The following is a 21,557-nucleotide window of genomic DNA, read 5'->3' on the forward strand; positions in this document are numbered from 1 at the left end:
GAGCCACCTAGCCAGGCACCGCACAGCACGACGTACCGAGAAACGGAGAACAGTCATGGCCCAAGCCGCAGCCGTGGCGAAACCGCCCGCGCCACCGAGGCGGCGCCGTGCCTCCGCCACACCCCGCCGACTGCCCTACCTGCTGATCGCGCCGGCCGCCCTGCTCATGCTGGGGTTCATCGCCTATCCGGTGCTCAGCGTCTTCTACTACAGCCTGCAGGAGTACAACCCCACCAAGCCCTGGCGGAACGGCTTCGCGGGCCTCGACAACTTCACCCGCATCTTCACCGAGGACCCCCTCTTCCGGGACACCCTGGTCTTCAGCGCCAAGTGGGTGTTCGTCGAGGTCGGCCTGCAGCTGCTGTTCGGACTCGCCCTCGCCCTCATCGTCAACCAGACCTTCGTGGGCCGGGGTCTGGGCCGCGCGCTGGTCTTCTCCCCGTGGGCCGTCTCCGGCGTGCTCACCTCCGCGATCTGGGTGCTGCTCTACAACTCCCAGACCGGCATCACCCGTTACCTCGCGGACATGGGCATCGGCGAGTACGGCGTGAGCTGGCTGTCGGACACCTCCACCGTGTTCCCGGCGGCGGTCGTCGCCGACCTGTGGCGCGGGGTGCCCTTCTTCGCGATCCTCATCCTCGCCGACCTCCAGTCCGTCTCCAAGGACCTGTACGAGGCCGCGGAGGTGGACGGGGCCGGCCGCCTCAAGCAGTTCTGGCACATCACGCTGCCGCACCTGAAGGACGCCATCATCCTCTCCACGCTGCTGCGCGCCGTGTGGGAGTTCAACAACGTCGACCTGCTCTACACGCTGACCGGCGGCGGACCCGCCGGTTCGACCACCACGCTGCCGCTGTACATCGCCAACACCTCCGTCGACGCGCACGACTTCGGCTACGCGTCCGCCCTGACCACGGTGGCGTTCGTGATCCTGCTCTTCTGCTCGATGGTCTACCTGCGGCTGAGCAAGTTCGGAGGCGAGAAGTGATCACCAAGGAGGCCACCGCGGCCGCCCCCGCCCCCGCGCCGGCCGTCCCCGAGCCGCCCCGGCCCACGACGCGGCGCCGGGCCTGGGACGAGGCGCCCCGCTGGCAGATCTACCTGCCGCTCGGCATCTACCTCGTCTTCACCCTCATCCCCTTCTACTGGATCCTGCTGTTCGCGCTGCGCCCGGCCGGCTCCACCTCGCTCGTGCCCTGGCCGATGACCACCGCCCACTTCGAGAAGGTATGGACGGACCGCGGCTTCGGCACCTTCTTCCAGAACAGCGTCCTCGTCGGCGTCGCCACCCTGTTCATGACCACGCTGGTGGCCCTGGCCGGCGGCTACGCGCTCGCCCGGTTCGACTTCAGGATCAAGCGCGGCTTCATGCTGGCGCTGCTCTGCTCGCAGTTCGTGCCCGGCGCGCTGCTGCTGGTCCCGCTGTTCGAGATCTTCGCCGAGCTGCGGATGATCAACTCCCTGGGCAGCGTCATCATCGCCGAGACGGTGTTCCAGTTGCCGCTGTCGATGATCCTGCTCAGCAACTTCATCAAGAACGTGCCCTACTCGCTGGAGGAGGCCGCCTGGGTCGACGGCTGCGACCGGTTCCGGGCGTTCCGGGTGGTCGTCCTGCCGCTGCTGCGGCCCGGCCTGATCGCCGTCGGCTCCTTCGCCTTCGTGCACTCCTGGAACCACTTCCTGTTCGCCCTGATGTTCCTCAACAACCAGGAGAAGCAGACCGTCCCGGTCGGCCTCAACACCCTGATGAGCGCGGACAGCGTCGACCTCGGCGCGCTCGCCGCGGGCGGCATCATCGCCGCCGTCCCCGTGGTGATCGTGTTCGCCTTCATCCAGAAGTGGCTGATCACCGGCTTCAGCGCGGGGGCGGTGAAGGGATGAGCGTCTCGTCCGCCGCCCCCGGCGCCCCGCTCCCGGTCGTCCTGGCCGGGGCCCGCGGCCACGGCCGCTGGCATGTGGAGAACATCCGTCGCCTCCAGGCCCAGGGTCTGGTCCGGCTCGTCGGCATCTGCGAGCTCACCCCGCTCACGGAGGAGGAGTTCGGCGGTGAACTCCCCGAGCAGTCATCCGACTTCGGCGCACTCCTCGACTCCACCGGCGCCCGCGCCGTGGTGATCTGCACCCCCATCCCCACCCACACCGCCCTCGCGCTCACCGCCGCCGAGCGGGGCGTGCACCTGCTCCTGGAGAAGCCCCCGGCCCCGTCGTACGCCGCGTTCCGGCGGATGGCGGACGGGGTCGCGGCGGCCGGCGTGGCCTGCCAGATCGGCTTCCAGTCGCTCGGCTCGCACGCCGTGCCCGCGATCCGCGACCTGATCGCCGAGGGCGCCGTCGGCCGGGTGACCGGGATCGGCGGGGCCGGGGCCTGGGTACGCCCCGAGGCGTACTTCCGCCGCGCGCCCTGGGCGGGCCGCCGGCGCCTCGACGGCGTGGACGTGGTCGACGGAGCGCTGACCAACCCCCTCGCCCACGCCGTCGCCACCGCTCTCGCGCTGGCCGGGAGCACCCGCGCCGAGGACGTCGCCGGCATCGAGACCGAGCTGCTGCGCGCCAACGACATCGAGTCCGACGACACCTCCTGCGTCCGCGTCACCACCGCCCAGGGCGGCTCGGTCACCGTCGCCGCCACGCTGTGCGCGGAGCGGGCCGACGAGCCGTACGTGGTGGTGCACGGCACCAGCGGCCGGATCACCTTCTGGTACAAGCAGGACCGCGTCCTGCTCCAGCGCGCGGACCACGGCCCCGAGGAACTCCGCTTCGGCCGCACCGACCTGCTGGAGAACCTCGTCGCCCACCTCCGCGACGGCAGCCCGCTGCTGGTCACCCCGGACGACACCGGCGCCTTCATGCAGGTCGTCGAGGCGATCCGCACCGCCCCCGACCCGTCTCCGCTGCCCGACGACGCCTGGCGCCGCGTCCCCGGCGAGGACCGCCGGGTGGTGCCCGGCGTCGACGCCCTGGTCGCGGCCGCCGCGGAGCGCCTCTCCCTCTACTCCGAGCTGGGCGCCCCCTGGGCCCGGCCCGCCCACCACCGTCTGCCGAAAGAGGTGAGCACCCGATGACCGGCAACGACTCCGTGGTGCTGCGCGTCGCCGGCCGGCCCGTCGGCCGGTACGTCACCCGGCCGGAACTGCCCGCCCGGCTCTCCCCGCGGCCCTACCTGCACCCCGTCACCACCCTGGCCGGCACGGCGGTCACCGAGCTGAGCCCCGCCGACCACGCCCACCACCTCGGCGTCGGTGTCGCCGTTCCCGACGTCGAGGGGTTCAACTTCTGGGGCGGACGCACCTACGTCCAGGGCCGCGGACCCACCGAGCTGGACAACCACGGCGCCCAGCGGCACACCGCCTACCACCGGCGCGAGGCCGACGGCTTCACCGAGGAGCTGCGCTGGGTGGCCGCGCCCGGCCAACTGCTGCGCGAGCAGCGCACGGTCACCGCGACCGCCCTCACCGACGGCGCCTGGGCCCTCGACCTCACGTTCGCGCTCACCAACGTGTCGGGACGCCCGCTGTCCGTCGGCAGCCCCGCCACCAACGGGCGTCCCGGCGCCGCCTACGGAGGCTTCTTCTGGCGGGCCCGCAAGGAGGAAGCGGAAGCGGACGTGTTCACCGAGGCGGCCGACGGCACGGACGCGGCGCACGGGCGGACCGCCGGCTGGGTCGCCCTGGCCGGGTCCACCTGGACCCTCGTGTTCGCCGCGGCCACGGAGGCGACCCGCCGTGACCCGTGGTTCGTGCGCACCGAGGAGTACCCGGGCGTCGGCTCCTCCCTCGCGCACGACGCGCGGCTGCCCGTCCCGCCGGGGGAGACGGTGGAGCGCCGGGTCGTCACCGTCGTCGCCGACGGCCGGCTCGGCCGCGAGGAGGCCGCCGCCCTGGTCACGAAGGCGGTGACCGCGTGAGCGCCGCCCCCGACGACCCCGTCTACCGCAACCCCGTCCTCGACGCCGACTGGTCCGACCCCGACGTGATCCGCGTCGGCGACGACTTCTACCTCACCGCGTCCAGCTTCGGCCGCGTCCCCGGGCTGCCCCTGCTGCACTCCCGCGACCTGGTCAACTGGACCCTCGTCGGCCACGCCCTGCACCGCCTGGAACCCGAGAGCGAGTTCGCGGTGCCCCGGCACGACTGCGGGGTGTGGGCGCCGTCCCTGCGTCATCACGACGGCCGCTTCTGGATCTTCTGGGGCGACCCCGACCAGGGGATCTTCCAGGTCAACGCCCCTGAGATCCGCGGCCCGTGGACCCGCCCGCACCTGATCAAGGCCGGCAAGGGTTTGATCGACCCCTGCCCCCTGTGGGACGACGAAACCGGCGAGGCGTACCTCGTGCACGCCTGGGCCAAGTCCCGCTCCGGCGTCAAGAACCGCCTCACCGGCCACCGGATGCACCCGCACGGCACCGAACTCCTCGACGAGGGCAAGGTGATCGTCGACGGCGACCGCATCCCCGGCTGGTTCACCCTCGAAGGGCCCAAGCTCCACAAGCACGGCGGCTGGTTCTGGATCCTCGCCCCCGCCGGGGGAGTGGAGACCGGCTGGCAGGGCGCCTTCCGCTCCCGCGCTTTCTTCGGCCCGTACGAGGAGAAGGTGGTCCTGGAGCAGAAGGACACCGACGTCAACGGCCCGCACCAGGGCGGCTGGGTGCGCACCCCGTCCGGCGAGGACTGGTTCCTGCACTTCCAGCAGCGCGGCGCGTACGGCCGGGTCGTCCACCTCCAGCCGATGGAGTGGGACCCGGACGGCTGGCCGGTGATCGGGGACGACGGCGCGCCCGTCGCCGGGCACCGCCGCCCGGACCTTCCGCCGCAGAGACCCGCCGCGCCCGCGACCGACGACGACTTCCCCGGCGGACGCCCCGGCCGGCAGTGGCAGTGGACCGCCAACCCCCGGGACGGCTGGGCCACCCACCACTCCGCCGACGGGCTGCGCCTCACCTGCGTCCGCACCCTCGACGCGCACGACCTGCGCGCCCTGCCCCACGTCCTCACCCAGCGGCTGCCCGGCGCCCCGTGCACCGTCGAGGTGGACCTGCGGCTCGACGACGGCGAACCCGGGGCGCGCGCCGGACTCGCGGTCCTCGGCGACGCCTACAGCTGGATCGGACTCGAGCGCGGCACGGACGGCGCCGTGATGCTCGTGCACCGGTTCGCCGAGACGGCCGCCGAGAGGGAACGGGACGCCGCGCCCCCGCGCCCCGCACCCGGCGGCCGGGCCCGGCTGCGGGTCGACATCGGCGCGGGTGCGCGCTGCAGCTTCTCGTACGACACGGGGGACGGCGGCGGAGACGGCGCCGGGGAGGGCTTCCGCCCCTCCGGTCAGGTCTTCGCCGCGACTCCCTGGCGCTGGGTCGGTGCTCTGCTCGGCCTGGCCGCCCTGGCGCCCACCGGTCAGGGACACGCCGGTACCGCCACGTTCACGCAGTTCAGGATCCGTATCCAGGAGAAGAGAGCCGACCGATGAAGATCAGCATTCTCGGAACGAGCACGGGCAGAGGGCGTCGCGGCAGGACGTCGGCGGCCGTCGCCCTGGGAGCGGTCCTCGCGCTGACCGCCACCGCCTGCGGGGACGACGGCAGCGGCGGCGCGGGCGCCGAGGGCGACGGCAAGGGGAAGATCGTCTTCTGGGACAACAACGGCGGTGTCCGCACCGACATCTGGAAGGAGATCATCGCCGACTTCGAGAAGGCCAACCCGGACATCGACGTCCAGTACGTCGGTATCGCCTCCACCGAGTACCAGTCCAAGGTGGACACCGCCATCCAGGGCGGCAGCATGCCGGACGTGGGCGGCATCAGCGCCTCCATGCTCGCGGGCTTCGCCGCCCAGGGCGCGCTCGAGCCACTCGACGAGCGGCTGGAGGGCTCGTCGCTCAACGGCAAGCTCAACAAGGACATGATCGAGTCGCTGCGCGCGGCCGGCGGCGGGGACGACCAGCTGTACTCCGTGCCGACCTCCGCCAACAACGGCGTCCTGTACTACCGCACCGACATGTTCGAGAAGGCGGGACTGGAGGAGCCGACCACCTGGGACCGCTTCTTCGAGGCCGCGGAGAAGCTCACCGACAAGGGCAGCAACCGCTTCGGCTACACCATCCGCGGCGGTGCCGGCTCCATCGCCCAGGCCCTCGACGCGATGTACGGGCAGTCCGGCATCACCTCGTTCTGGGACTCCACCGGCAAGAAGACCACGGTCAACGACCCGAGGAACGTGAAGGCGCTGGAGAAGTACGCGGCCCTGTTCAAGAAGGTCACGCCCGCCGCCGACCTCAACAACGACTTCACCAAGATGGTCGCGCAGTGGGACTCCGGCGAGATCGGGATGCTGAACCATAACCTGGGCTCCTACCAGGACCACGTGAAGGCGCTGGGCGAGGGGAAGTTCCGGGGCATCCCGCAGCCGGTCGGCACCGACGGCAAGCGGGTGCAGGTCTCCAACCCGGTCGACGGCATCGGCCTGTTCAAGAGCTCCAAGAACAAGGAAGCCGCCTGGAAGTTCATCGAGTTCGCCGCGTCGGCGGAGTCGAACTCGAAGTTCAACGAGTCGGCGGGACAGGTGCCGGCGCACGCGGACGCGGCGAAGGACGCGTGGATCGCGAAGGCGGAGCCGACGAAGCTGGCGGCCGACGCGTTGAGTGACGGGTCCACGACCATCGTGCAGCTGCCGTACTACCTGCCCGACTGGAACACCATCTCCAAGGCGGACAACGAGCCGAACTTCCAGAAGGTGCTGTTGGGGGACATGAGCGCGAAGTCCTTCCTGGACGGGCTCGCCGAGCAGTTGAACGAGGCTCAGGCCGAGTGGGACGAGCAGATGAGTTGATCGCCTGTTCGGTCGGGGGGCCCGTGGTTTCGCGGCTGCGGGCCGTCCCCGGCCGGGCGCGCAGTTCCCCGCGCCCCCTGAGGGGGGCGCTTCGTCTCCCCCTTCCATGAAAGGCACAGGGTGTGGCTCTTTCGCGTAGGCACGTTGTCGTCGGCGGGGTCGGGCTCGCCGTGAGCGCGGGCGGTACGGCATATGCCGGATCACGCCGGTCGCGGACCGTGTGGATCGCCGGTGATTCCACCGCCGCTCAGAAGTACGCCGACGCCGCGCCCGAGACCGGGTGGGGGACGGCGTTGCCGTTCCTGCTCGGGCGCGGGCTCGTCGTCGCCAACCATGCGCTGAACGGCCGGAGTTCGAAGAGCTTCGTCGACGAAGGGCGGCTGGACGCCCTGCTCGCCGGGGTCCGCCCGGGCGATCTGCTGCTCGTGCAGTTCGCGCACAACGACGAGAAGACCGAGGACCCCGCCCGGTACACCGAGCCCTGGACCACCTATCAGCGGTACCTGCGTCTGTACCTGGACGGCGCCCGGTCGCGGGGAGCGCGGCCGGTGCTGGCCACCCCCGTGGAGCGGCGGAGGTTCGACGCGGACGGGCGGGCCGTGCCCAGCCACGGGGAGTACCCGGCGGCGATGCGCGCGCTGGCCCGGCGGGAACGGGTCGCGTTGCTCGACGTACAGGCCCTGTCCCTCGCGCTCTGGCAGGAGCTGGGGCCCGAGGCGACGCAGGCCTACTTCAACTGGACCGACACCAAGCAGGACAACACGCACTTCTCACCGACGGGCGCGATCGCCGTGGCACGGCTGGTCGCCCGGGAGCTGCTGCGCACCCGGGTGCTCGCGCCGCACGACGTGCGGCGGCTGGACGAGGAGATCCCGCCGTCGTGGATCACCTGGCCGGAGGCCGCCGCGTAACACCCCCGGACCACGAACAGGAGAGCCGCACCATGAACGTTCATGTATGGCATGGGCATGCCAGGAGAGTCGGTGTGCTGGCCGGCTGCACCGCCCTCGTGCTGGGCCTGACCTGCACCACCGCCCAGGCCCACACCCCATCGCATCGCGACCCCGCCCGCCGGACGCTGCCCGCGGGCGACGGCTGGGCGTCCCACGGCTCGGGCACCACCGGAGGCGCCGCCGCCGACGCCGCACACGTCCGTACCGTGACCGACTGGGCCCAGTTCACCGCCGCCCTCACGGAGGGCGGGGACGCCCCGAGGATCATCAAGGTGAAGGGCACCATCGACGCCGTCGCCGACGGCTGCGACGCGCTCGCCGTCCCCGGTTACGACTTCGACGCCTACCTGGAGGCGTACGCCCCCGAGACCTGGGGCCTGGAACGTGACCTCACCGACGAGCCCGACGACAGCCCCGAAGGGCTGCGCCGCGCCTCCGCTGCCCACCAGGACGCGGCGATCAAGGTGAACGTCCCCTCCGACACCACGATCATCGGCGTGGGACGCGACGCCGCGATCAAGGGCGCCAGCCTCCAGATCAAGGACGTCGACAACGTCATCGTCCGCAACCTCACCCTGGAGAGCCCCGTCGACTGCTTCCCGCAGTGGGACCCCACCGACGGCGACCGCGGCAACTGGAACAGCGAGTACGACACCGTCGTCGTGTACGGCTCGACCCATGTGTGGCTGGACCACAACACCTTCACCGACGGCGCGCACCCCGACAGCGCGGCCCCCACCCACTTCGGCATGCTCTACCAGCAGCACGACGGCGAGCTGGACATCGTCAGGGGCGCCAACCACGTCACCGCCTCCTGGAACGTGTTCACCGAGCACGACAAGACGATCCTCATCGGCAACAGCGACAGCGAGTCCACCGCCGTGGGCGACCGGGGCAAGCTGAAGGCGACCTTCCACCACAACCTGTTCGAGGACCTCACCGAGCGCACCCCGCGTGTCCGCTTCGGGCAGGTCGACGTCTACAACAACCACTTCGTGGCCGGCTCCGGGTACGGCTACAGCTTCGGCGTCGGCAAGGAGTCCCAGCTCGTCGCCGAGCACAACGCGTTCACCCTGCCCCGGGGGGTCAGCCCGGCGAAGGTCCTCAAGCGCTGGAACGACGCGCCCCTCACCGCCCGGCACAACCTGGTCGACGGCAGGCCGGTCGACCTGATCGCCGTGCACAACGCGGAGATCCCCGAGGAGACCCTGCGCTCCGGCGCCGGCTGGACGCCCACGCTGCGCAGGACCGTGCACCCCGCCTGGGCCGTGCCCGCCCTGGTCCGTCTCGGCGCGGGCGCCGGCCGCCTCCGCTGACCGCACGCCGTCCGAGGACGCCGGTGCGGTCCGCCCCCTCTGCGGACCGCACCGGCCCCACCCCCAAGTCCCCACAAGGAGCACCCGCATGCCCTCGCACCTGTCCCGGAGGAACGTCCTGCTGGCCGGCGCCGCGGCCGGCTCCGCCCTCGCCCTGTCCGCCGCACCCGCCCACGCCCACCGGCGTCCGTTCGGCCGCTACGGCTCGCCCTCCGCGCGCCTCACCGCCACCACCCTGTACGTCCACCCGCGCGGCGAGGGCGACTTCACCGGCCTCCAGGCCGCCGTCGACGCCGCCACCGGCACCGGACGCACCCTCGTCATCGCCCCCGGCGTCTACCGCGAGACCGTCTCCGTCCCCGCCGACCGCACCGGCATGACCTGGATCGGCGCCTCCGACGACCCCCGCGACGTGGTCGTCGTGTACGACAACGCGGCCGGCACCCCGAAGCCCGGCGGCGGCACCTACGGCACCTCTGGGTCGGCCACCACCACCCTGCGCCCCGACGGCTTCACCGCCCGCCGCGTCACCTTCGCCAACGACTGGCTGCGCGCCGACCACCCCGGCGTCAGCGGCACCCAGGCCGTCGCCGTCAAGGTCATGGGCGACCGCAGCGCCTTCCTCGACTGCCGGTTCCTCGGCCACCAGGACACCCTCTACGCCGACTCGGCGTCCCTGGACACCGTGGCCCGGCAGTACTTCACGCGCTGTTATGCCGAGGGCGACGTCGACTTCGTCTTCGGCCGGGCCACCGCGGTGTTCGAGGACTGCGACTTCCGCACCCTGGTACGCCCCGACCTGACGTCCGCCCCGTTCGGCTTCGTCTTCGCGCCCTCCACCGCCGTGACCAACCCGCACGGCTTCCTCGTGACCGGCAGCCGCATCAGCAGCGAGGCGCCGGACGGTCACTACAAACTGGCCCGCCCCTGGGTGCCCAGCTCCGACCCGACCGCCCGGCCCATGCTCACCGTCCGCGACACCCGCCTCGGCTCCGGCGTCGACGCCGTCGCGCCCTACACGAACATGGCGAGCGGGTACCCCTGGCAGGACCAGCGGTTCGCCGAGTACCGCAACACGGGTCCCGGCGCGGTCGTCACCGTCCCCGCCAACCGGCCCCAGCTCACCCCCGCCCAGGCCGCAGCGCACACCCGTCAGGTCTGGCTCGGCGACTGGCGGCCCCAGGCATGACCTCCGTGCCCGGGCCGCCCGGCCTGCTCGACGCGCTCAAGGACGACCTGACGTTCCCGCTCGCCTGGGGGACCTCACCCGTCCGCGACCCCGCGCGGTGGCGCCGGACGGCCCGGGCCGCGGTGGAGGACGCGCTCCTCGTCCCCGCCGAACCCTGCCTGCCCTACGACCCCGAGTACACGCCCGGACCCGAAGGGGACGGGTACGCGCGGGAGTCGGTGACCGTCACGCTCACCCGCCGCACCCGGGCCCGCGGTGTCCTCCTCACCCCGCACGGCACGGGCCCCTTCCCCGCCGTGCTGCTGCTCCACGACCACGGCTCCCGCTTCGACATCGGCAAGGAGAAGTGCGTCCGCCCCTGGTACGACGACACCCTGCTCGCCTCCGCCGAGGAGTGGGCCGCGCGTCACTTCGACGGGCGTTTCCCCGGCGACGAACTCGCCCGCCGCGGGTACGCGGTGCTGTGTCTCGACGCCCTCGGCTGGGGCGAACGCGGCCCGCTCGTATACGAGGAGCAGCAGGCGCTCGCGTCCACCCTCTACCAGTTGGGCTCCTCCCTCGCCGGACTGCACGCCCGCGAGGACCAGCGCGCCGTCGCCTACCTCGCCGGCCTCGACCGGGTGGACGCCCGCCGGGTCGCCGCCGTCGGCTGGTCCATGGGCGGCTACCGCGCCTGGCAGGCCGCCGCGTCGAGCGACCACGTCACCGCGGCCGCGAGCGTCTGCTGGATGTCCGGGCTGAAGCAGCTGCTGGTGCCGGGCAACAACACCCTGCGCGGCCAGTCGGCGTTCCACATGCTGCACCCCGGACTCGCCCGCCACCTGGACCTTCCCGACGTGGCGAGCATCGCCGCGCCCAAGCCGATGCTGTTCCTCCACGGCGGACGCGACCCCCACTTCCCCGCCGACGGAGTACGCGCCGCGTATGACAGGCTGCGCACGGTCTGGCGGGCCTGGGACGCCGGGGAACGGCTGCTGCTGAAGGTCTGGCCCGAGCACGGCCACACCTTCGCCTCCCCGATGCAGGACGAGACGTACGCCTGGCTGGACTCCGTGCTCCGGGTCTGACACCCCGTCCGAGGGGTCGGACGGCGTCCGGCCCGCCGGTATGCCAATCCGTCACACGAAGCACACCCGAACGACGTACGGCACGGGCACAATCCAGCCAGCGTTCAGCAGATCGTCATGTCCCGCTCATCGAGGAGCAGTTGCATGTCCGAGGCACAGAAGACGGCCGAACGGCAGGCCGGTGCGCCGCCCGAGGCGACGGGTGTCGACCGGTTCTTCCGGATCACCGAACGAGGCTCGACGTTCGGCCGGGAGATACGCGGCGGCTTCGCCACCTTCTTCACGATGGCCTACATCCTCGTGCTCAACCCGCTCATCCTGGGCAGCGCGAAGGACAAGTTCGGTGAGCAGCTCGACCCGGTGCAGCTCACCACCGCCACCGCCCTGGTGGCCGCGGTGATGACGGTCATCATGGGCGTGGGCGGCAACCTGCCGCTCGCCCTGGCCGCCGGACTGGGCCTCAACGCGGTCGTCGCCTTCCAGCTCGCCCCGCTGATGAGCTGGGACGACGCGATGGGTCTGATCGTGCTGGAGGGCCTGCTCATCTGCGTCCTGGTGGTGACCGGACTGCGCGAGGCGGTCATGCACGCCATCCCGCAGCAGCTCAAGCAGGCCATCAGCGTCGGCATCGGTCTGTTCATCGCGCTGATCGGCTTCGTCGACGCCGGGTTCGTCACCCGCATCCCGGACGCCGCGAACACCACCGTGCCGGTCCAGCTCGGCAGCACCGGCACCCTCACCGGCTGGCCGATGCTGGTGTTCTGCGTCGGCGTGCTCCTCACCATCGGCCTGCTCGCCCGCAAGGTGCGCGGCGCGATCCTCGTCAGCATCGTCACCATGACCGTCGTCGCGCTGGTCATCAACGCGATCGCCGACGTCGAGACGTGGGGCCTCACCACGCCCGAGTGGCCCGACACGATCGTGGACGCCCCCGACTTCGGCCTCCTCGGCCAGTTCAGCCTGTTCGGCGCGTTCGGCCAGGTCGGCGTGGTCACCGTCGTGCTGCTGGTGTTCACCCTGATCCTGTCCGACTTCTTCGACACCATGGGCACCGTCGTCGGCGTCAGCGCCGAGGCCGGGCTGCTGGACGAGGACGGCAAGGTGCCCGGCCTCGGCAAGGTGCTGCTGATCGACGGGGCGGCGGCCGTCGCGGGCGGCGCCGCCTCCGCCTCCTCGGCGACCTCCTACATCGAGTCGGCGGCCGGCGTCGGCGAGGGCGCCCGCACCGGCTTCGCCAACCTGGTGACCGGCTCGCTGTTCGGGCTGGCGCTGTTCCTCACCCCGCTGCTCACCATCGTCCCGCTCCAGGCCGCCGCCCCCGCCCTGGTCGCCGTCGGCTTCCTGATGATGACGCAGGTCAAGCACATCGAGTGGGACCGCTACGAGATCGCCGTCCCGGCGTTCCTCACCATCGCCGTGATGCCCTTCACCTACTCCATCACCAACGGCATCGGCGCCGGCTTCCTCGCCTACGTCCTCGTCAAGACGGTCCTGGGCCGTGCCAAGGAGGTCCACTGGCTGCTGTGGGGCACCTCCGCGCTGTTCCTGGTGTACTTCGCGATCGACCCGATCGAGCAGCTGCTCGGCGTCTGACCGTCGCGCACAGCCGCGGGCCGCCCCCGTCGAGCACCGGGGGCGGCCCGCACGTGTGTGTCCCGCGAGGTCAGTCCTGGAGCGCGGCCCTCATCGTCTCCCGCGCGATCGGGGCGGCCAGCCCGTTGCCGCTGACCTCCGAGCGCTGCGCGTCCGACTGCTCCACCAGCACCGCCACGGCGACCTTCTTGCCGTTCGAGCCGGACTCGGCGTACGAGGTGAACCAGGCGTACGGCGTCTTGCTGTTGTTCTCGCCGTGCTGGGCCGTGCCGGTCTTGCCGCCCACGGTGGCGCCGGGCAGTTGCGCGTTGGTGCCCGTGCCCTCCTCCACCACCGTCCGCATCGCCGACCGCAGCTGCTCGGCGGTCGAGGAGCTGACGATCCGCCGCGTCGAGGCGTCCTCGTCGTGGTCCTCCAGCACGTCGCCGCCGCTGTCGGTCACCTGGGACACCATGTGCGGCGACACCAGCTCGCCGTCGTTCGCGAGCGCCGCCGACACCATCGCGATCTGCAGCGGCGTCGCCGTCACGTCGAACTGCCCGATGCCGCTCAGCGCGGTCTGCGCCCGGTCCATGTCCGAGGGGTACACGCTGGTGTAGGCGCGCACCGGGACGTCCTGCTCCTCGTCGTTGAAGCCGAACTTCTCCGCCGTGTCGCGCACCTTGTCCTGCCCCAGGTCGACGGCCATCTTGCCGAAGACGTTGTTGCAGGAGTACTGCAGCGCCACCCGGATCGAGGCGTTCTCGCAGGGCGCGGACGGGTTCTCGTTGGTGAGGTCCTTCGACGAACCCGGCAGCGGGTAGGGATCGGGGCTGTCGGTCGGCTCGTCCACCGAGCCGTACAGCCCGTCCTCCAGCGCGGCGGCCGCCACGACCAGCTTGAACGTCGAGCCGGGCGGCAGCGGCTGGCGCAGCGCCCGGTTGGTCAGCGGCTTGTCCGGGTCCTCGTTCAGCCGCGTCCACGCCTCGCCGGCGGTGTTGGCGTCGGTCAGCGAGGCCGGGTCGTACGACGGGGTCGACACGGCGGCGAGGATCCGGCCGGTCTCCGGGTCGACGGCGACCGCGGCGCCCTTCTTGTCACCGAGCGCCTCGTACGCGGCCTTCTGCACGGCCGGGTCGACGGTCGTCACCACGTTCCCCGGGGCGGCCCGCCCGCTGGTGACCGTGTCCGTCACCGTCTTCAGACGGGGGTCCGTGCCGTTGAGGACGTCCGCGTAGATGCCCTCGAGCTGGGTCGGCGCGTAGGCCTGCGAGGCGTAGCCGGTCACCGCCGCGTACAGCGGACCGTCCGTGTAGGTGCGCTTGTACGCGAGGTCGCTCCCCTTCGTCCGCGCCGAGCCGGTGATGTGCTCCCCGGCCACGACGATGTTCCCCAGCGGCTCCGCGTACGTCTCGATCGCGTTGCGCCGGTTGTCGTTGTCGTCCGCCAGTGCCCGGCCCTCGTAGAACTGCACCCAGGTCGCCCGCACGAGGAGGGCGAAGACGAGGAGCAGCGTGAAGACGGAGGCACGCCTGATGGTCCTGTTCATCGCGTCAGGACAGACGAGTGGGGGTGGGCGGGGCGTTCCCGACCGGGCCGATTCTCATCGGGGGTTCATACGGGCGCCCACCGGGCGTGAGGTCGCTCACCCATCGGTGCGGGCCCGGTGGGGGCCGGTCGCGCAGTTCCCCGTGCCCCTTCGGGGCGCTTCAGCCCTCCAGGGCCAGCACCAGCTCGTCCGTCTCCTCGCCCCGGCCCGGCGCGTACCCCCTGGCCTCCCCGGTGACCTGGAAGCCGCAGGTGCGCAGCACCCGCAGCGAGCCCGCGTTGTCGGCGGCCACGCGCGCGTACAGCGGGCGCTCGGTCACCTCCGCCAGCAGGGCGCCCAGCGCGGCCGTGGCGATGCCCCTGCCCCAGTAGGCGCGGTCGATCCAGTACGTCACCTCGCGCTCGCCCGCCTCGCCGAAGACGGACACGGAGCCCACCACGTCGCCGTCCACGAGGACCGTGCGCGCCACGATCTCCGGGGAGCTGCGGATGTGCGCCCACTTCGCGTCGAAGCGGTCGCGGTCGGCCGGGTCCTCGGGGGTGAAGGCGGCCATCCGCACCGACTCCGGGTCGTTCGTCTGCCGGAAGAAGACGGGCAGGTCGCTGTCGTGCACCGGGCGCAGGGCGATGTCCACGGGTCAGAGCCTCCGGGTGGCCAGGGTCAGCCGGTCGCGGGCGTCGAACAGGGCGTCCTTCACCATCTGTTCGTGGGCGGGGGTGAGCCGGGCGACCGGGACCGAGCAGCTGATGGCGTCCCGGGCGGGCGTGCGGTAGGGGATCGCCACGCCGAAGCAGCGCAGCCCCAGGGTGTTCTCCTCGCGGTCCACCGCGAAGCCCTGCTCCCGCACCTGGTGCAGCTCCTCGATGAGCCTCTCCCGGTCGGTGAGGGTGTTCTCGGTGAGCGCGGGCAGCGTCTCGGGGAGCATCTTGCGGACCTGCTCGTCCGTGTAGGTGCTCAGCAGCGCCTTGCCCAGCGAGGTCGAGTGCGCGGGCAGCCGGCGCCCCACGCGGGTGAAGGGGCGCAGGTAGTGCTGGGACTGGCGGGTGGCCAGGTAGACGACGTTGGTGCCGTCGAGACGCGCCAGGTGGATCGTCTCGGTGGTGTCGTCGGAGAGCCGGTCCAGCGTGGGCCGGGCCGCCGCGACGACCTCGTCGCCGTCGATGTACGAGGTGCCGACCAGCAGCGCCCGCACACCGATGCCGTAGCGGGTGCCCGTCGCGTCCGTCTCCACCCAGCCGAGGTCGACGAGCGTGCGCAGCAGCATGTACAGGCTGGACTTGGGGTACCCGACGGCCTCCTGGACCGCCGCCAGGGAGTGCATCCCGGGGCGTCCGGCGAAGTATTCGAGCAGTTCAACGGTCCGTACCGCGGACTTGACCTGCGCCCCGCCCCCCGTCTCGCCAGCCGACATCGCCCTTGACCCCTTCGTTCGCCGGGAAATAGTCTCCGAAGCACATTCACCCACAGAGACAGTGTTCAGTATATCGAACACCTGCTGGGGGTGACGTACATACTGCGGCATTGCATGCGGCATTCAAGTGGAGGGACCCGCGGTGGCAGCAGCACCAGTCTGGAGTGTCGACCCCCGAACCGGGAAGCAGCGCGAGCAGGTTGCGGTGGAGGCCACAGCCCAGGAGGTGGACGCCGCCGTCCGGGCCGCCGACGAGGCGCGCGAGGCGCTGACCGACCGCACCGTCCGCGCCGCCTTCCTGCGCTCCGCCGCCGACGAACTGGAAGCCGCCCGCGACCGGCTCGTCGAGGCCGCCGACGCCGAGACCGCGCTCGGCCCGGTCCGCCTCACCGGCGAACTCGCCCGCACCTGCTACCAGCTGCGCGCCTTCGCCGGCATCGTCGAGGAGGGCGACTTCCTCGGCGTCGTCATCGACCACCCCGACGACACCGCCACCCCGCCGATCCCGGACCTGCGCCGCTACAAGATCCCGCTGGGCGTCGTCGCCGTCTACTCGGCGTCCAACTTCCCGTTCGCCTTCTCCGTGGCCGGCGGCGACACCGCGAGCGCGCTCGCGGCCGGCTGCCCCGTCGTCGTCAAGGCCCATCCCGACCACCCCGCCCTGTCGGAGCTGGTCGCCAAGGTGATCCGCCGGGCCGCCGCCGAGCACCAGGTGCCCGACGGCGTGCTCGGCCTGGTGCACGGCTTCGAGGCCGGCATCGAACTGATCCGGCACCCGATGGTCGCGGCCGCCGGCTTCACCGGCTCGGTCCGCGGCGGCCGCGCCCTCTTCGACGAGGCCGCCGCCCGCCCCGTGCCCATCCCGTTCCACGGCGAACTCGGCTCGCTCAACCCGGTCCTGGTCACCGAGGCCGCCGCCGCCGAGCGCGGCGAGGCGATCGGCGCGGGTCTGGCCGGCTCGATGACGCTGGGCGTCGGCCAGTTCTGCGTGAAGCCGGGCCTGGTCCTCGCCCCGGCCTCCGCGGCCGGCGACGCCCTGCTGAAGTCCCTCACGGACGCGGTCAGCGACACCGACCCCGGTGTCCTCCTCGACCACCGCATGCGCGACAACTTCCTCGCCGGCGTCACCGAGCGCGCCCAGCTCCCCGACGTGGAGACCCCGGTGACCGCGGGCGCGGGCGGCGAGCACACCGTCAGCGCCGGCTTCCTCACCGTCCCCGCGGAGCGGCTGACCAGTGAGGGCGCCTACGACCTGCTGCTGGAGGAGTGCTTCGGGCCGGTCACCGTGGTGGCCCGCTACACGGACGAGACGGAGGTGCGGGCGGTGCTGTCCCGGCTCCCCGGCAACCTCACCGCGACCGTCCACCTGTCCTCCGAGGAGGCGGCCGGGCAGGGCCGCGGCGCCGAACTGCTGCGGGAGCTCACGCCGCTCGCGGGACGCGTCCTGGTGAACGGCTGGCCGACCGGCGTCGCCGTCGCCCCCGCCCAGCACCACGGCGGCCCCTACCCGGCGACCACCTCCACGTCCACCTCCGTGGGCGGCACGGCGATCGAGCGCTGGCTGCGGCCCGTCGTCTACCAGGGCGCCCCCGAGGCGCTGCTTCCGCCGGAGCTGAAGGACGACAACCCGCTCGGGCTGCCCCGCCGCTTCAACGGCAGCCTGGAGCGCTGACCGCCCTCCAGCGGGCCGTGTTCATCCGCCGGCCGGCTCCAGGCCCGCGTCCCGGGCCAGGAGCGCGGCCTGCACCCGGTTGCCGCAGTCCAGCTTGGTCAGGATGCGGCTGACGTACGTCTTCACCGTGGCCTCGCTCATGTGCAGCCGCGCCCCGGCGTCCGCGTTGGACAGTCCCTCCCCGAGGAGCGCCAGCACCTGGAGCTCCCGCTCGGTGAGCGCGGACAGCCGGCGGCGCGCCTCCTCGCCGCGCGCGGTCGCGGCGGGAGAGGCCAGGGTGTCCACCACGTGCCGGGTGGCGGCCGGGGAGAGGTAGGCGTTCCCGGCCGCCGCCGCGCGGACCGCGTGGATCAGCTCCTGCGGCGCGGAGTCCTTCAGCAGGAACCCGGCGCCGCCGTGGCCCAGCGCCCGCAGCACGTTCTCCCGCTCCCCGAACGTCGTCAGGATCAGCACCCGCACGTGGGGCGCGGCCCGGCCGATCTCGGCCAGCGCCGTCAGGCCGTCCAGCTCCGGCATCTGGATGTCGAGCAGCGCCACGTCGACTGCGGTGGAGCGGGCCGTCTCCACGGCCTCCCGGCCGTTCCGCGCCTCGGCCACGACGTCGATGTCGTCGGCCGAGGTGAGGATCATCCTGATGCCGGCCCGGATGAGCGGCTCGTCGTCGGCGACCAGGACCCGGATCACGCGGCCTCCTGCGCGGTGCGGTGGGACGGGCGGATGGCGGAGCCATGCCATCATGCCCGATCCCGCCCCGGTCCGGAGCCGGCGGTCCGTCAGACCACGTGCGGGTAGGACTCCTTGGCCACCAGCTTCCCGTCGCGGAAGCAGAACCGGTACACGATGTCCTCCTCGTCGTCCACGAAGTGCTCGCACACCGCGTCCTCGGGCAGCGGCGGGCCCTGCTTCTCCACGCCGTCGGTGAGCAGCGAGCCGCCCTCGGGGAACTGCCCGCGCAGCTCCGCCTCGGCGTCGCCGACTCGGGCGTCCTCGTACACGTGCGCCGGTATGACGCCCTTCTCCACCTCGTCGATCAGCTTGCCCACTCCCCACACCAGCAGGGCGACGGTGCCGGCGACGAGGACGACGGAGACGAGGGCGCACCCCAGGGCGACGTTCTTCTTGCTGCTCATGATGGCGGCGTACTCCTTCGGGTCGGAGCGTTCGATGTCCGCTCCACCGTCGCCCGCGGCGCCCGCCCCGATCTGCCCCCGAACGTCGCGTCCCGCGGCGACGGACGTCGCGTCCTCGCGGCCGGACGGCGGGGCGCCGTCGCCGTACGGCAGCACACCGGCGAGCCGGAAGCCGCCGTCGGGGGAGGGGCCGCTGTGCACCATGCCGCCGACCAGCCGGGCCCGTTCGCCGAGCCCCGCCAGCCCCTGGCCGCCGCTGATCGCGGGCGGCGCCGGGGGTGTCCCGTCCGGCACCGGCGCGTTGGCCACCTCCACCACCAGGCTGTCCGGCTCGTAGCGCAGCTCCACGGTGATCGGGGCGCCCGGCGCGTGCTTGTGCGCGTTGGTGAGGCCCTCCTGGACGATGCGGTACATCGCGTGGTCCGCGGCAGGGGCGAGGGGCCGCGCCTCGCCCCTGCGACGCAGCTCCACCGGCGCGCCCGCGCCGCGCGACGAGGCGACCAGCGCGTCCACCCCGGCAGCGCCCCGGGCGGGTGGCGTCCCCGCCGCCTCCGGTCCGGGGCCGGGAGCGGGCGCCGCCGGCTCCTCGGTGTCGTCCCGGAGGATGCCGACGGCCTCGCGCAGCTCCCGCATCGCCGCCCTGGCGGCCTCCCGCAGGATGCCCACGCCCTCCCGCTGCCGGTCGCCGAGCTCCGGGTCCACCTCGAGCGCCCCCGCGTGCACCGCGATCAGGGCGAGCTGGTGGCCGAGGCTGTCGTGCATGTCCTGGGCGATCCGCTGCCGCTCCAGCAGCCGCGCCTGTCGTGCCACCATCGCCTGCTCGCGCACCAGCTGGGCGTTGTGCCGGCGCAGGGCCCACAGCAGGTCACGGCGTTGCGCGCGGTACCGGGAGGCGAGCCCCGGCACGACCGCCAGCACCAGGTAGGGGCCCGCGCCCAGGGCCGCCGCCATCAGCAGCGACAGCTCCAGCGCGTCCTCGGCCCCGTCCCCGAGCAGACCACCGGCGACGTACAGCACCAGCCCGGCGGCGTACGCGCCGACCGCGCGCCAGGGGCGCTTGACACGGCTGCCCGCCGACCAGCTCGCGTAGATGAGCAGCGGGCCGGTGCCCAGGATCGAGCCGGCCAGCGCGGAGGAGACGACGAGCACGGTGGCGGGCAGCGACCGCCGGACCAGGGAAAGCAGCGCGACGACCAGGGCCACCGCCCAGCCCTTCGCGGCGGATCCGCTCTCCACGGCGTACATCGGGCCCGCGATGCCCGCGAGCACCAGGAGCAGCACGGTCTCCCCGGCGATCCGGCCGCGCGACCAGGGGGAGGCGGCGGCCAGCCGGGACAGCGAGAGGCGGGCGGGGCGAGAGATCGGCGCTGTGTCCACGCGCCCGACCCTAGGGGCCCGCACCGGGGCGCCGGCATCCTCCCTCCGTAGCGGCCCCGAACGACGAAAGTGAACGGCGCCCGTCAACGTCCGTACCGCCGTTGGTCGTTGCGGACCGCGACTTCCGGAGACTGCGCCGGCACGGCCCGCCCCGCGACGATGGCGGAGCCGGCGAGGACCTGTGCCGGCTCCGCACCTCCACCGACACCGGGAGCACAGCAGTGGACGCAACGGGACCCTGGGCCGGCCGGCGCTTCACCGTCACGCAGAGGGCCACCCTGAAGACCGACCGGTACCTCGTCACCGGGACCGGGCCGGACGGCTCCGAGGGCCGGGTTCTCGCCTACGCCGAGCAGAGGCGGTTCTCCCTCAGGGAGCACCTGACCTTCCACACCGACGAGACGAAGAGCCAGGTCGCGTTCACCGTCAGGGAACGCACTCTGCTGGACCCCGGCGAGGGCTTCGACGTGCTGGACGCCGAGGGCAGGCCGATCGGCGCCTTCCACGAGCGGTTCTTCACCTCCCTGGTCCGCTCCACCTGGGTGCTGGAGCAGCCGGGCGCGCCCGACGCCGTGGGGCGGGAGCGCAACCGGTTCGTGGCCGTGCTGCGCCGGGCCTGGGACTGGCTGCCGCTGGACCTGGTGCCGTTCGCCTGGCCGTACCACTTCGACTTCGAGAGCGACGGCAAGCCCGTGATGACCGTCGACAAGAAGATCGGCCTGCGTGACCGCTACCTCGTCGAGGTGACCGACCCCGGCCTCGACCTGCGGCTCGCCGTCGCCCAGGCGGTCGCCCTGGACACCTTCCAGGGCCGCTGACCGGGATCCGGCACACGCGCCGGGGCCGCTCCTGGGACAATCCCGCCATGGACCTGGACATACCTGAACTCCCCTTCCCGCTGCGGACCTACGGCCCTGACGGCTCCTGGTCCTACGAGGACGGCGTCCTCACCGGATGGGCGGGACCCCGGCAGGACCGCTTCGTGCCGCCCACCGGCGAGGCCCTGGAGTCCGCCGCCGACGCGCCCCGGCTGCTCGGCGCGCCCGACGGCGACTTCCAGCTGATCGCCCGGGTCACGGTCGGCTTCGCCGGCTCCTTCGACGCCGGGGTGCTCTACGTGCACGTCGGCGAGGAGGCGTGGGCCAAGCTGTGCCTGGAGTACTCCCCGGACGTGCCCACCGTCTGCACGGTCGTCACCCGGGGCCACTCCGACGACGCCAACTCCTTCACCGTGGACGGCAAGGCGGTCTGGCTGCGGGTGAGCCGCACCGGGCGCGCCTTCGCCTTCCACGCCTCGCGCGACGGCAAGCAGTGGACCTTCGTCCGGCTGTTCACCCTCGGCGACGAGAAGGAGACGGGGGCGGCCCTCGTCGGGTTCGCGACCCAGTCACCGATGGGGGAGGGGTGCGTGGTGACCTTCGACCACATCGAGTACCGGCTCCACTGGCCGCCGGACCTGCGCGACGGCAGCTGAGCGAGGCCCGGAGGAACCACCGGGAA

At 72.5% G+C, this 21,557-nt stretch carries 19 protein-coding genes; 14 read left to right on the forward strand and 5 right to left on the reverse strand.

What is annotated here, in order from left to right; genetic code table 11:
* The first annotated feature begins 55 nt into the window (after nucleotides 1-55).
* The 11 genes from ACQZOG_RS09230 to ACQZOG_RS09280 all read left to right on the forward strand — a co-directional run bounded on the left by ACQZOG_RS09230 (nucleotide 56) and on the right by ACQZOG_RS09280 (nucleotide 12,939).
* Complete coding sequence (locus tag ACQZOG_RS09230) at nucleotides 56-988, forward strand: carbohydrate ABC transporter permease (RefSeq protein ID WP_033275678.1); 933 nt, start codon at nucleotides 56-58, stop codon at nucleotides 986-988.
* Nucleotides 985-1,881, forward strand: coding sequence for a carbohydrate ABC transporter permease (locus tag ACQZOG_RS09235; RefSeq protein ID WP_037638944.1), 897 nt, complete (start codon nucleotides 985-987; stop codon nucleotides 1,879-1,881). Before ACQZOG_RS09230 ends, ACQZOG_RS09235 begins: the two co-directional genes overlap by 4 nt.
* Nucleotides 1,878-3,062 carry a Gfo/Idh/MocA family protein gene (locus tag ACQZOG_RS09240; protein ID WP_430741426.1) on the forward strand — a complete coding sequence of 395 codons (1,185 nt, stop codon included), beginning with the start codon at nucleotides 1,878-1,880 and terminating at the stop codon, nucleotides 3,060-3,062. Before ACQZOG_RS09235 ends, ACQZOG_RS09240 begins: the two co-directional genes overlap by 4 nt.
* Nucleotides 3,059-3,904 (forward strand): PmoA family protein, encoded by an 846-nt coding sequence (locus tag ACQZOG_RS09245; protein ID WP_037638942.1) that lies wholly within the window; start codon nucleotides 3,059-3,061, stop codon nucleotides 3,902-3,904. Before ACQZOG_RS09240 ends, ACQZOG_RS09245 begins: the two co-directional genes overlap by 4 nt.
* Nucleotides 3,901-5,463, forward strand: coding sequence for a family 43 glycosylhydrolase (locus tag ACQZOG_RS09250; protein WP_430741427.1), 1,563 nt, complete (start codon nucleotides 3,901-3,903; stop codon nucleotides 5,461-5,463). Before ACQZOG_RS09245 ends, ACQZOG_RS09250 begins: the two co-directional genes overlap by 4 nt.
* On the forward strand, nucleotides 5,460-6,821 hold the full coding sequence (locus ACQZOG_RS09255; RefSeq protein ID WP_037638940.1) for an ABC transporter substrate-binding protein: 1,362 nt from the start codon (nucleotides 5,460-5,462) through the stop codon (nucleotides 6,819-6,821). Before ACQZOG_RS09250 ends, ACQZOG_RS09255 begins: the two co-directional genes overlap by 4 nt.
* 122 nt (nucleotides 6,822-6,943) lie before the next feature.
* The gene (locus ACQZOG_RS09260) at nucleotides 6,944-7,732 is read left to right on the forward strand and encodes a rhamnogalacturonan acetylesterase (protein ID WP_033275672.1); all 789 of its coding nucleotides are present in this window, start codon (nucleotides 6,944-6,946) and stop codon (nucleotides 7,730-7,732) included.
* 32 nt (nucleotides 7,733-7,764) lie between these two features.
* On the forward strand, nucleotides 7,765-9,090 hold the full coding sequence (locus ACQZOG_RS09265; RefSeq protein WP_430741428.1) for a pectate lyase family protein: 1,326 nt from the start codon (nucleotides 7,765-7,767) through the stop codon (nucleotides 9,088-9,090).
* 88 nt (nucleotides 9,091-9,178) lie between these two features.
* Nucleotides 9,179-10,279, forward strand: coding sequence for a pectinesterase family protein (locus ACQZOG_RS09270; RefSeq protein WP_058915871.1), 1,101 nt, complete (start codon nucleotides 9,179-9,181; stop codon nucleotides 10,277-10,279).
* Nucleotides 10,276-11,346 carry a dienelactone hydrolase family protein gene (locus ACQZOG_RS09275; protein ID WP_354794373.1) on the forward strand — a complete coding sequence of 357 codons (1,071 nt, stop codon included), beginning with the start codon at nucleotides 10,276-10,278 and terminating at the stop codon, nucleotides 11,344-11,346. Before ACQZOG_RS09270 ends, ACQZOG_RS09275 begins: the two co-directional genes overlap by 4 nt.
* Nucleotides 11,347-11,490: 144 nt before the next feature.
* On the forward strand, nucleotides 11,491-12,939 hold the full coding sequence (locus ACQZOG_RS09280) for an NCS2 family permease (protein ID WP_193456394.1): 1,449 nt from the start codon (nucleotides 11,491-11,493) through the stop codon (nucleotides 12,937-12,939).
* Between the two features lie 70 nt (nucleotides 12,940-13,009).
* Here ACQZOG_RS09280 and ACQZOG_RS09285 read toward each other — a convergent pair whose 3' ends face one another.
* The 3 genes from ACQZOG_RS09285 to ACQZOG_RS09295 all read right to left on the reverse strand — a co-directional run bounded on the left by ACQZOG_RS09285 (nucleotide 13,010) and on the right by ACQZOG_RS09295 (nucleotide 15,878).
* Entirely contained in the window at nucleotides 13,010-14,467 is a 1,458-nt protein-coding gene (locus tag ACQZOG_RS09285) for a peptidoglycan D,D-transpeptidase FtsI family protein (protein WP_401457935.1), read from the reverse strand.
* A 160-nt stretch (nucleotides 14,468-14,627) separates the two neighbouring features.
* Complete coding sequence (locus tag ACQZOG_RS09290) at nucleotides 14,628-15,101, reverse strand: GNAT family N-acetyltransferase (RefSeq protein ID WP_033275666.1); 474 nt, start codon at nucleotides 15,099-15,101, stop codon at nucleotides 14,628-14,630.
* 3 nt (nucleotides 15,102-15,104) lie between these two features.
* Nucleotides 15,105-15,878 (reverse strand): IclR family transcriptional regulator, encoded by a 774-nt coding sequence (locus tag ACQZOG_RS09295; protein WP_033275665.1) that lies wholly within the window; start codon nucleotides 15,876-15,878, stop codon nucleotides 15,105-15,107.
* A 142-nt stretch (nucleotides 15,879-16,020) separates the two neighbouring features.
* Between ACQZOG_RS09295 and ACQZOG_RS09300 the strand changes: the two genes are divergently transcribed.
* Entirely contained in the window at nucleotides 16,021-17,550 is a 1,530-nt protein-coding gene (locus ACQZOG_RS09300; protein WP_397662752.1) for an aldehyde dehydrogenase (NADP(+)), read from the forward strand.
* 21 nt (nucleotides 17,551-17,571) lie between these two features.
* On the opposite strand, the gene ACQZOG_RS09305 is transcribed toward ACQZOG_RS09300, so the two are convergent.
* Nucleotides 17,572-18,234, reverse strand: coding sequence for a response regulator transcription factor (locus ACQZOG_RS09305; RefSeq protein ID WP_033275663.1), 663 nt, complete (start codon nucleotides 18,232-18,234; stop codon nucleotides 17,572-17,574).
* Nucleotides 18,235-18,323: 89 nt separating this feature from the next.
* The gene (locus tag ACQZOG_RS09310; RefSeq protein WP_430741429.1) at nucleotides 18,324-20,057 is read right to left on the reverse strand and encodes a sensor histidine kinase; all 1,734 of its coding nucleotides are present in this window, start codon (nucleotides 20,055-20,057) and stop codon (nucleotides 18,324-18,326) included.
* Nucleotides 20,058-20,278: 221 nt separating this feature from the next.
* On the opposite strand from ACQZOG_RS09310, the gene ACQZOG_RS09315 reads away from it, so the two are divergent.
* Both ACQZOG_RS09315 and ACQZOG_RS09320 read left to right on the forward strand, forming a co-directional pair.
* Nucleotides 20,279-20,875, forward strand: a complete 597-nt coding sequence (locus ACQZOG_RS09315) for a hypothetical protein (protein WP_351034721.1) — start codon at nucleotides 20,279-20,281, stop codon at nucleotides 20,873-20,875.
* 47 nt (nucleotides 20,876-20,922) lie between these two features.
* The gene (locus ACQZOG_RS09320; protein ID WP_193468663.1) at nucleotides 20,923-21,531 is read left to right on the forward strand and encodes a DUF1349 domain-containing protein; all 609 of its coding nucleotides are present in this window, start codon (nucleotides 20,923-20,925) and stop codon (nucleotides 21,529-21,531) included.
* Nucleotides 21,532-21,557 lie beyond the last annotated feature (26 nt).

This window comes from Streptomyces sp. P13-3-3 (genome assembly GCF_050571355.1).
Taxonomy (GTDB): domain Bacteria; phylum Actinomycetota; class Actinomycetes; order Streptomycetales; family Streptomycetaceae; genus Streptomyces; species Streptomyces althioticus.

What these genes read in the sequence shown, in the direction of transcription:
- ACQZOG_RS09230 (WP_033275678.1), top strand. Translation starts at nt 56, where the DNA reads ATGGCCCAAGCCGCAGCCGTGGCGAAACCGCCCGCGCCACCGAGGCGG.
- ACQZOG_RS09240 (WP_430741426.1), top strand. Translation starts at nt 1,878, where the DNA reads ATGAGCGTCTCGTCCGCCGCCCCCGGCGCCCCGCTCCCGGTCGTCCTG.
- ACQZOG_RS09245 (WP_037638942.1), top strand. Translation starts at nt 3,059, where the DNA reads ATGACCGGCAACGACTCCGTGGTGCTGCGCGTCGCCGGCCGGCCCGTC.
- ACQZOG_RS09255 (WP_037638940.1), top strand. Translation starts at nt 5,460, where the DNA reads ATGAAGATCAGCATTCTCGGAACGAGCACGGGCAGAGGGCGTCGCGGC.
- ACQZOG_RS09265 (WP_430741428.1), top strand. Translation starts at nt 7,765, where the DNA reads ATGAACGTTCATGTATGGCATGGGCATGCCAGGAGAGTCGGTGTGCTG.
- ACQZOG_RS09270 (WP_058915871.1), top strand. Translation starts at nt 9,179, where the DNA reads ATGCCCTCGCACCTGTCCCGGAGGAACGTCCTGCTGGCCGGCGCCGCG.
- ACQZOG_RS09275 (WP_354794373.1), top strand. Translation starts at nt 10,276, where the DNA reads ATGACCTCCGTGCCCGGGCCGCCCGGCCTGCTCGACGCGCTCAAGGAC.
- ACQZOG_RS09280 (WP_193456394.1), top strand. Translation starts at nt 11,491, where the DNA reads ATGTCCGAGGCACAGAAGACGGCCGAACGGCAGGCCGGTGCGCCGCCC.
- ACQZOG_RS09285 (WP_401457935.1), bottom strand. Translation starts at nt 14,467, where the DNA reads ATGAACAGGACCATCAGGCGTGCCTCCGTCTTCACGCTGCTCCTCGTC.
- ACQZOG_RS09295 (WP_033275665.1), bottom strand. Translation starts at nt 15,878, where the DNA reads ATGTCGGCTGGCGAGACGGGGGGCGGGGCGCAGGTCAAGTCCGCGGTA.
- ACQZOG_RS09320 (WP_193468663.1), top strand. Translation starts at nt 20,923, where the DNA reads ATGGACCTGGACATACCTGAACTCCCCTTCCCGCTGCGGACCTACGGC.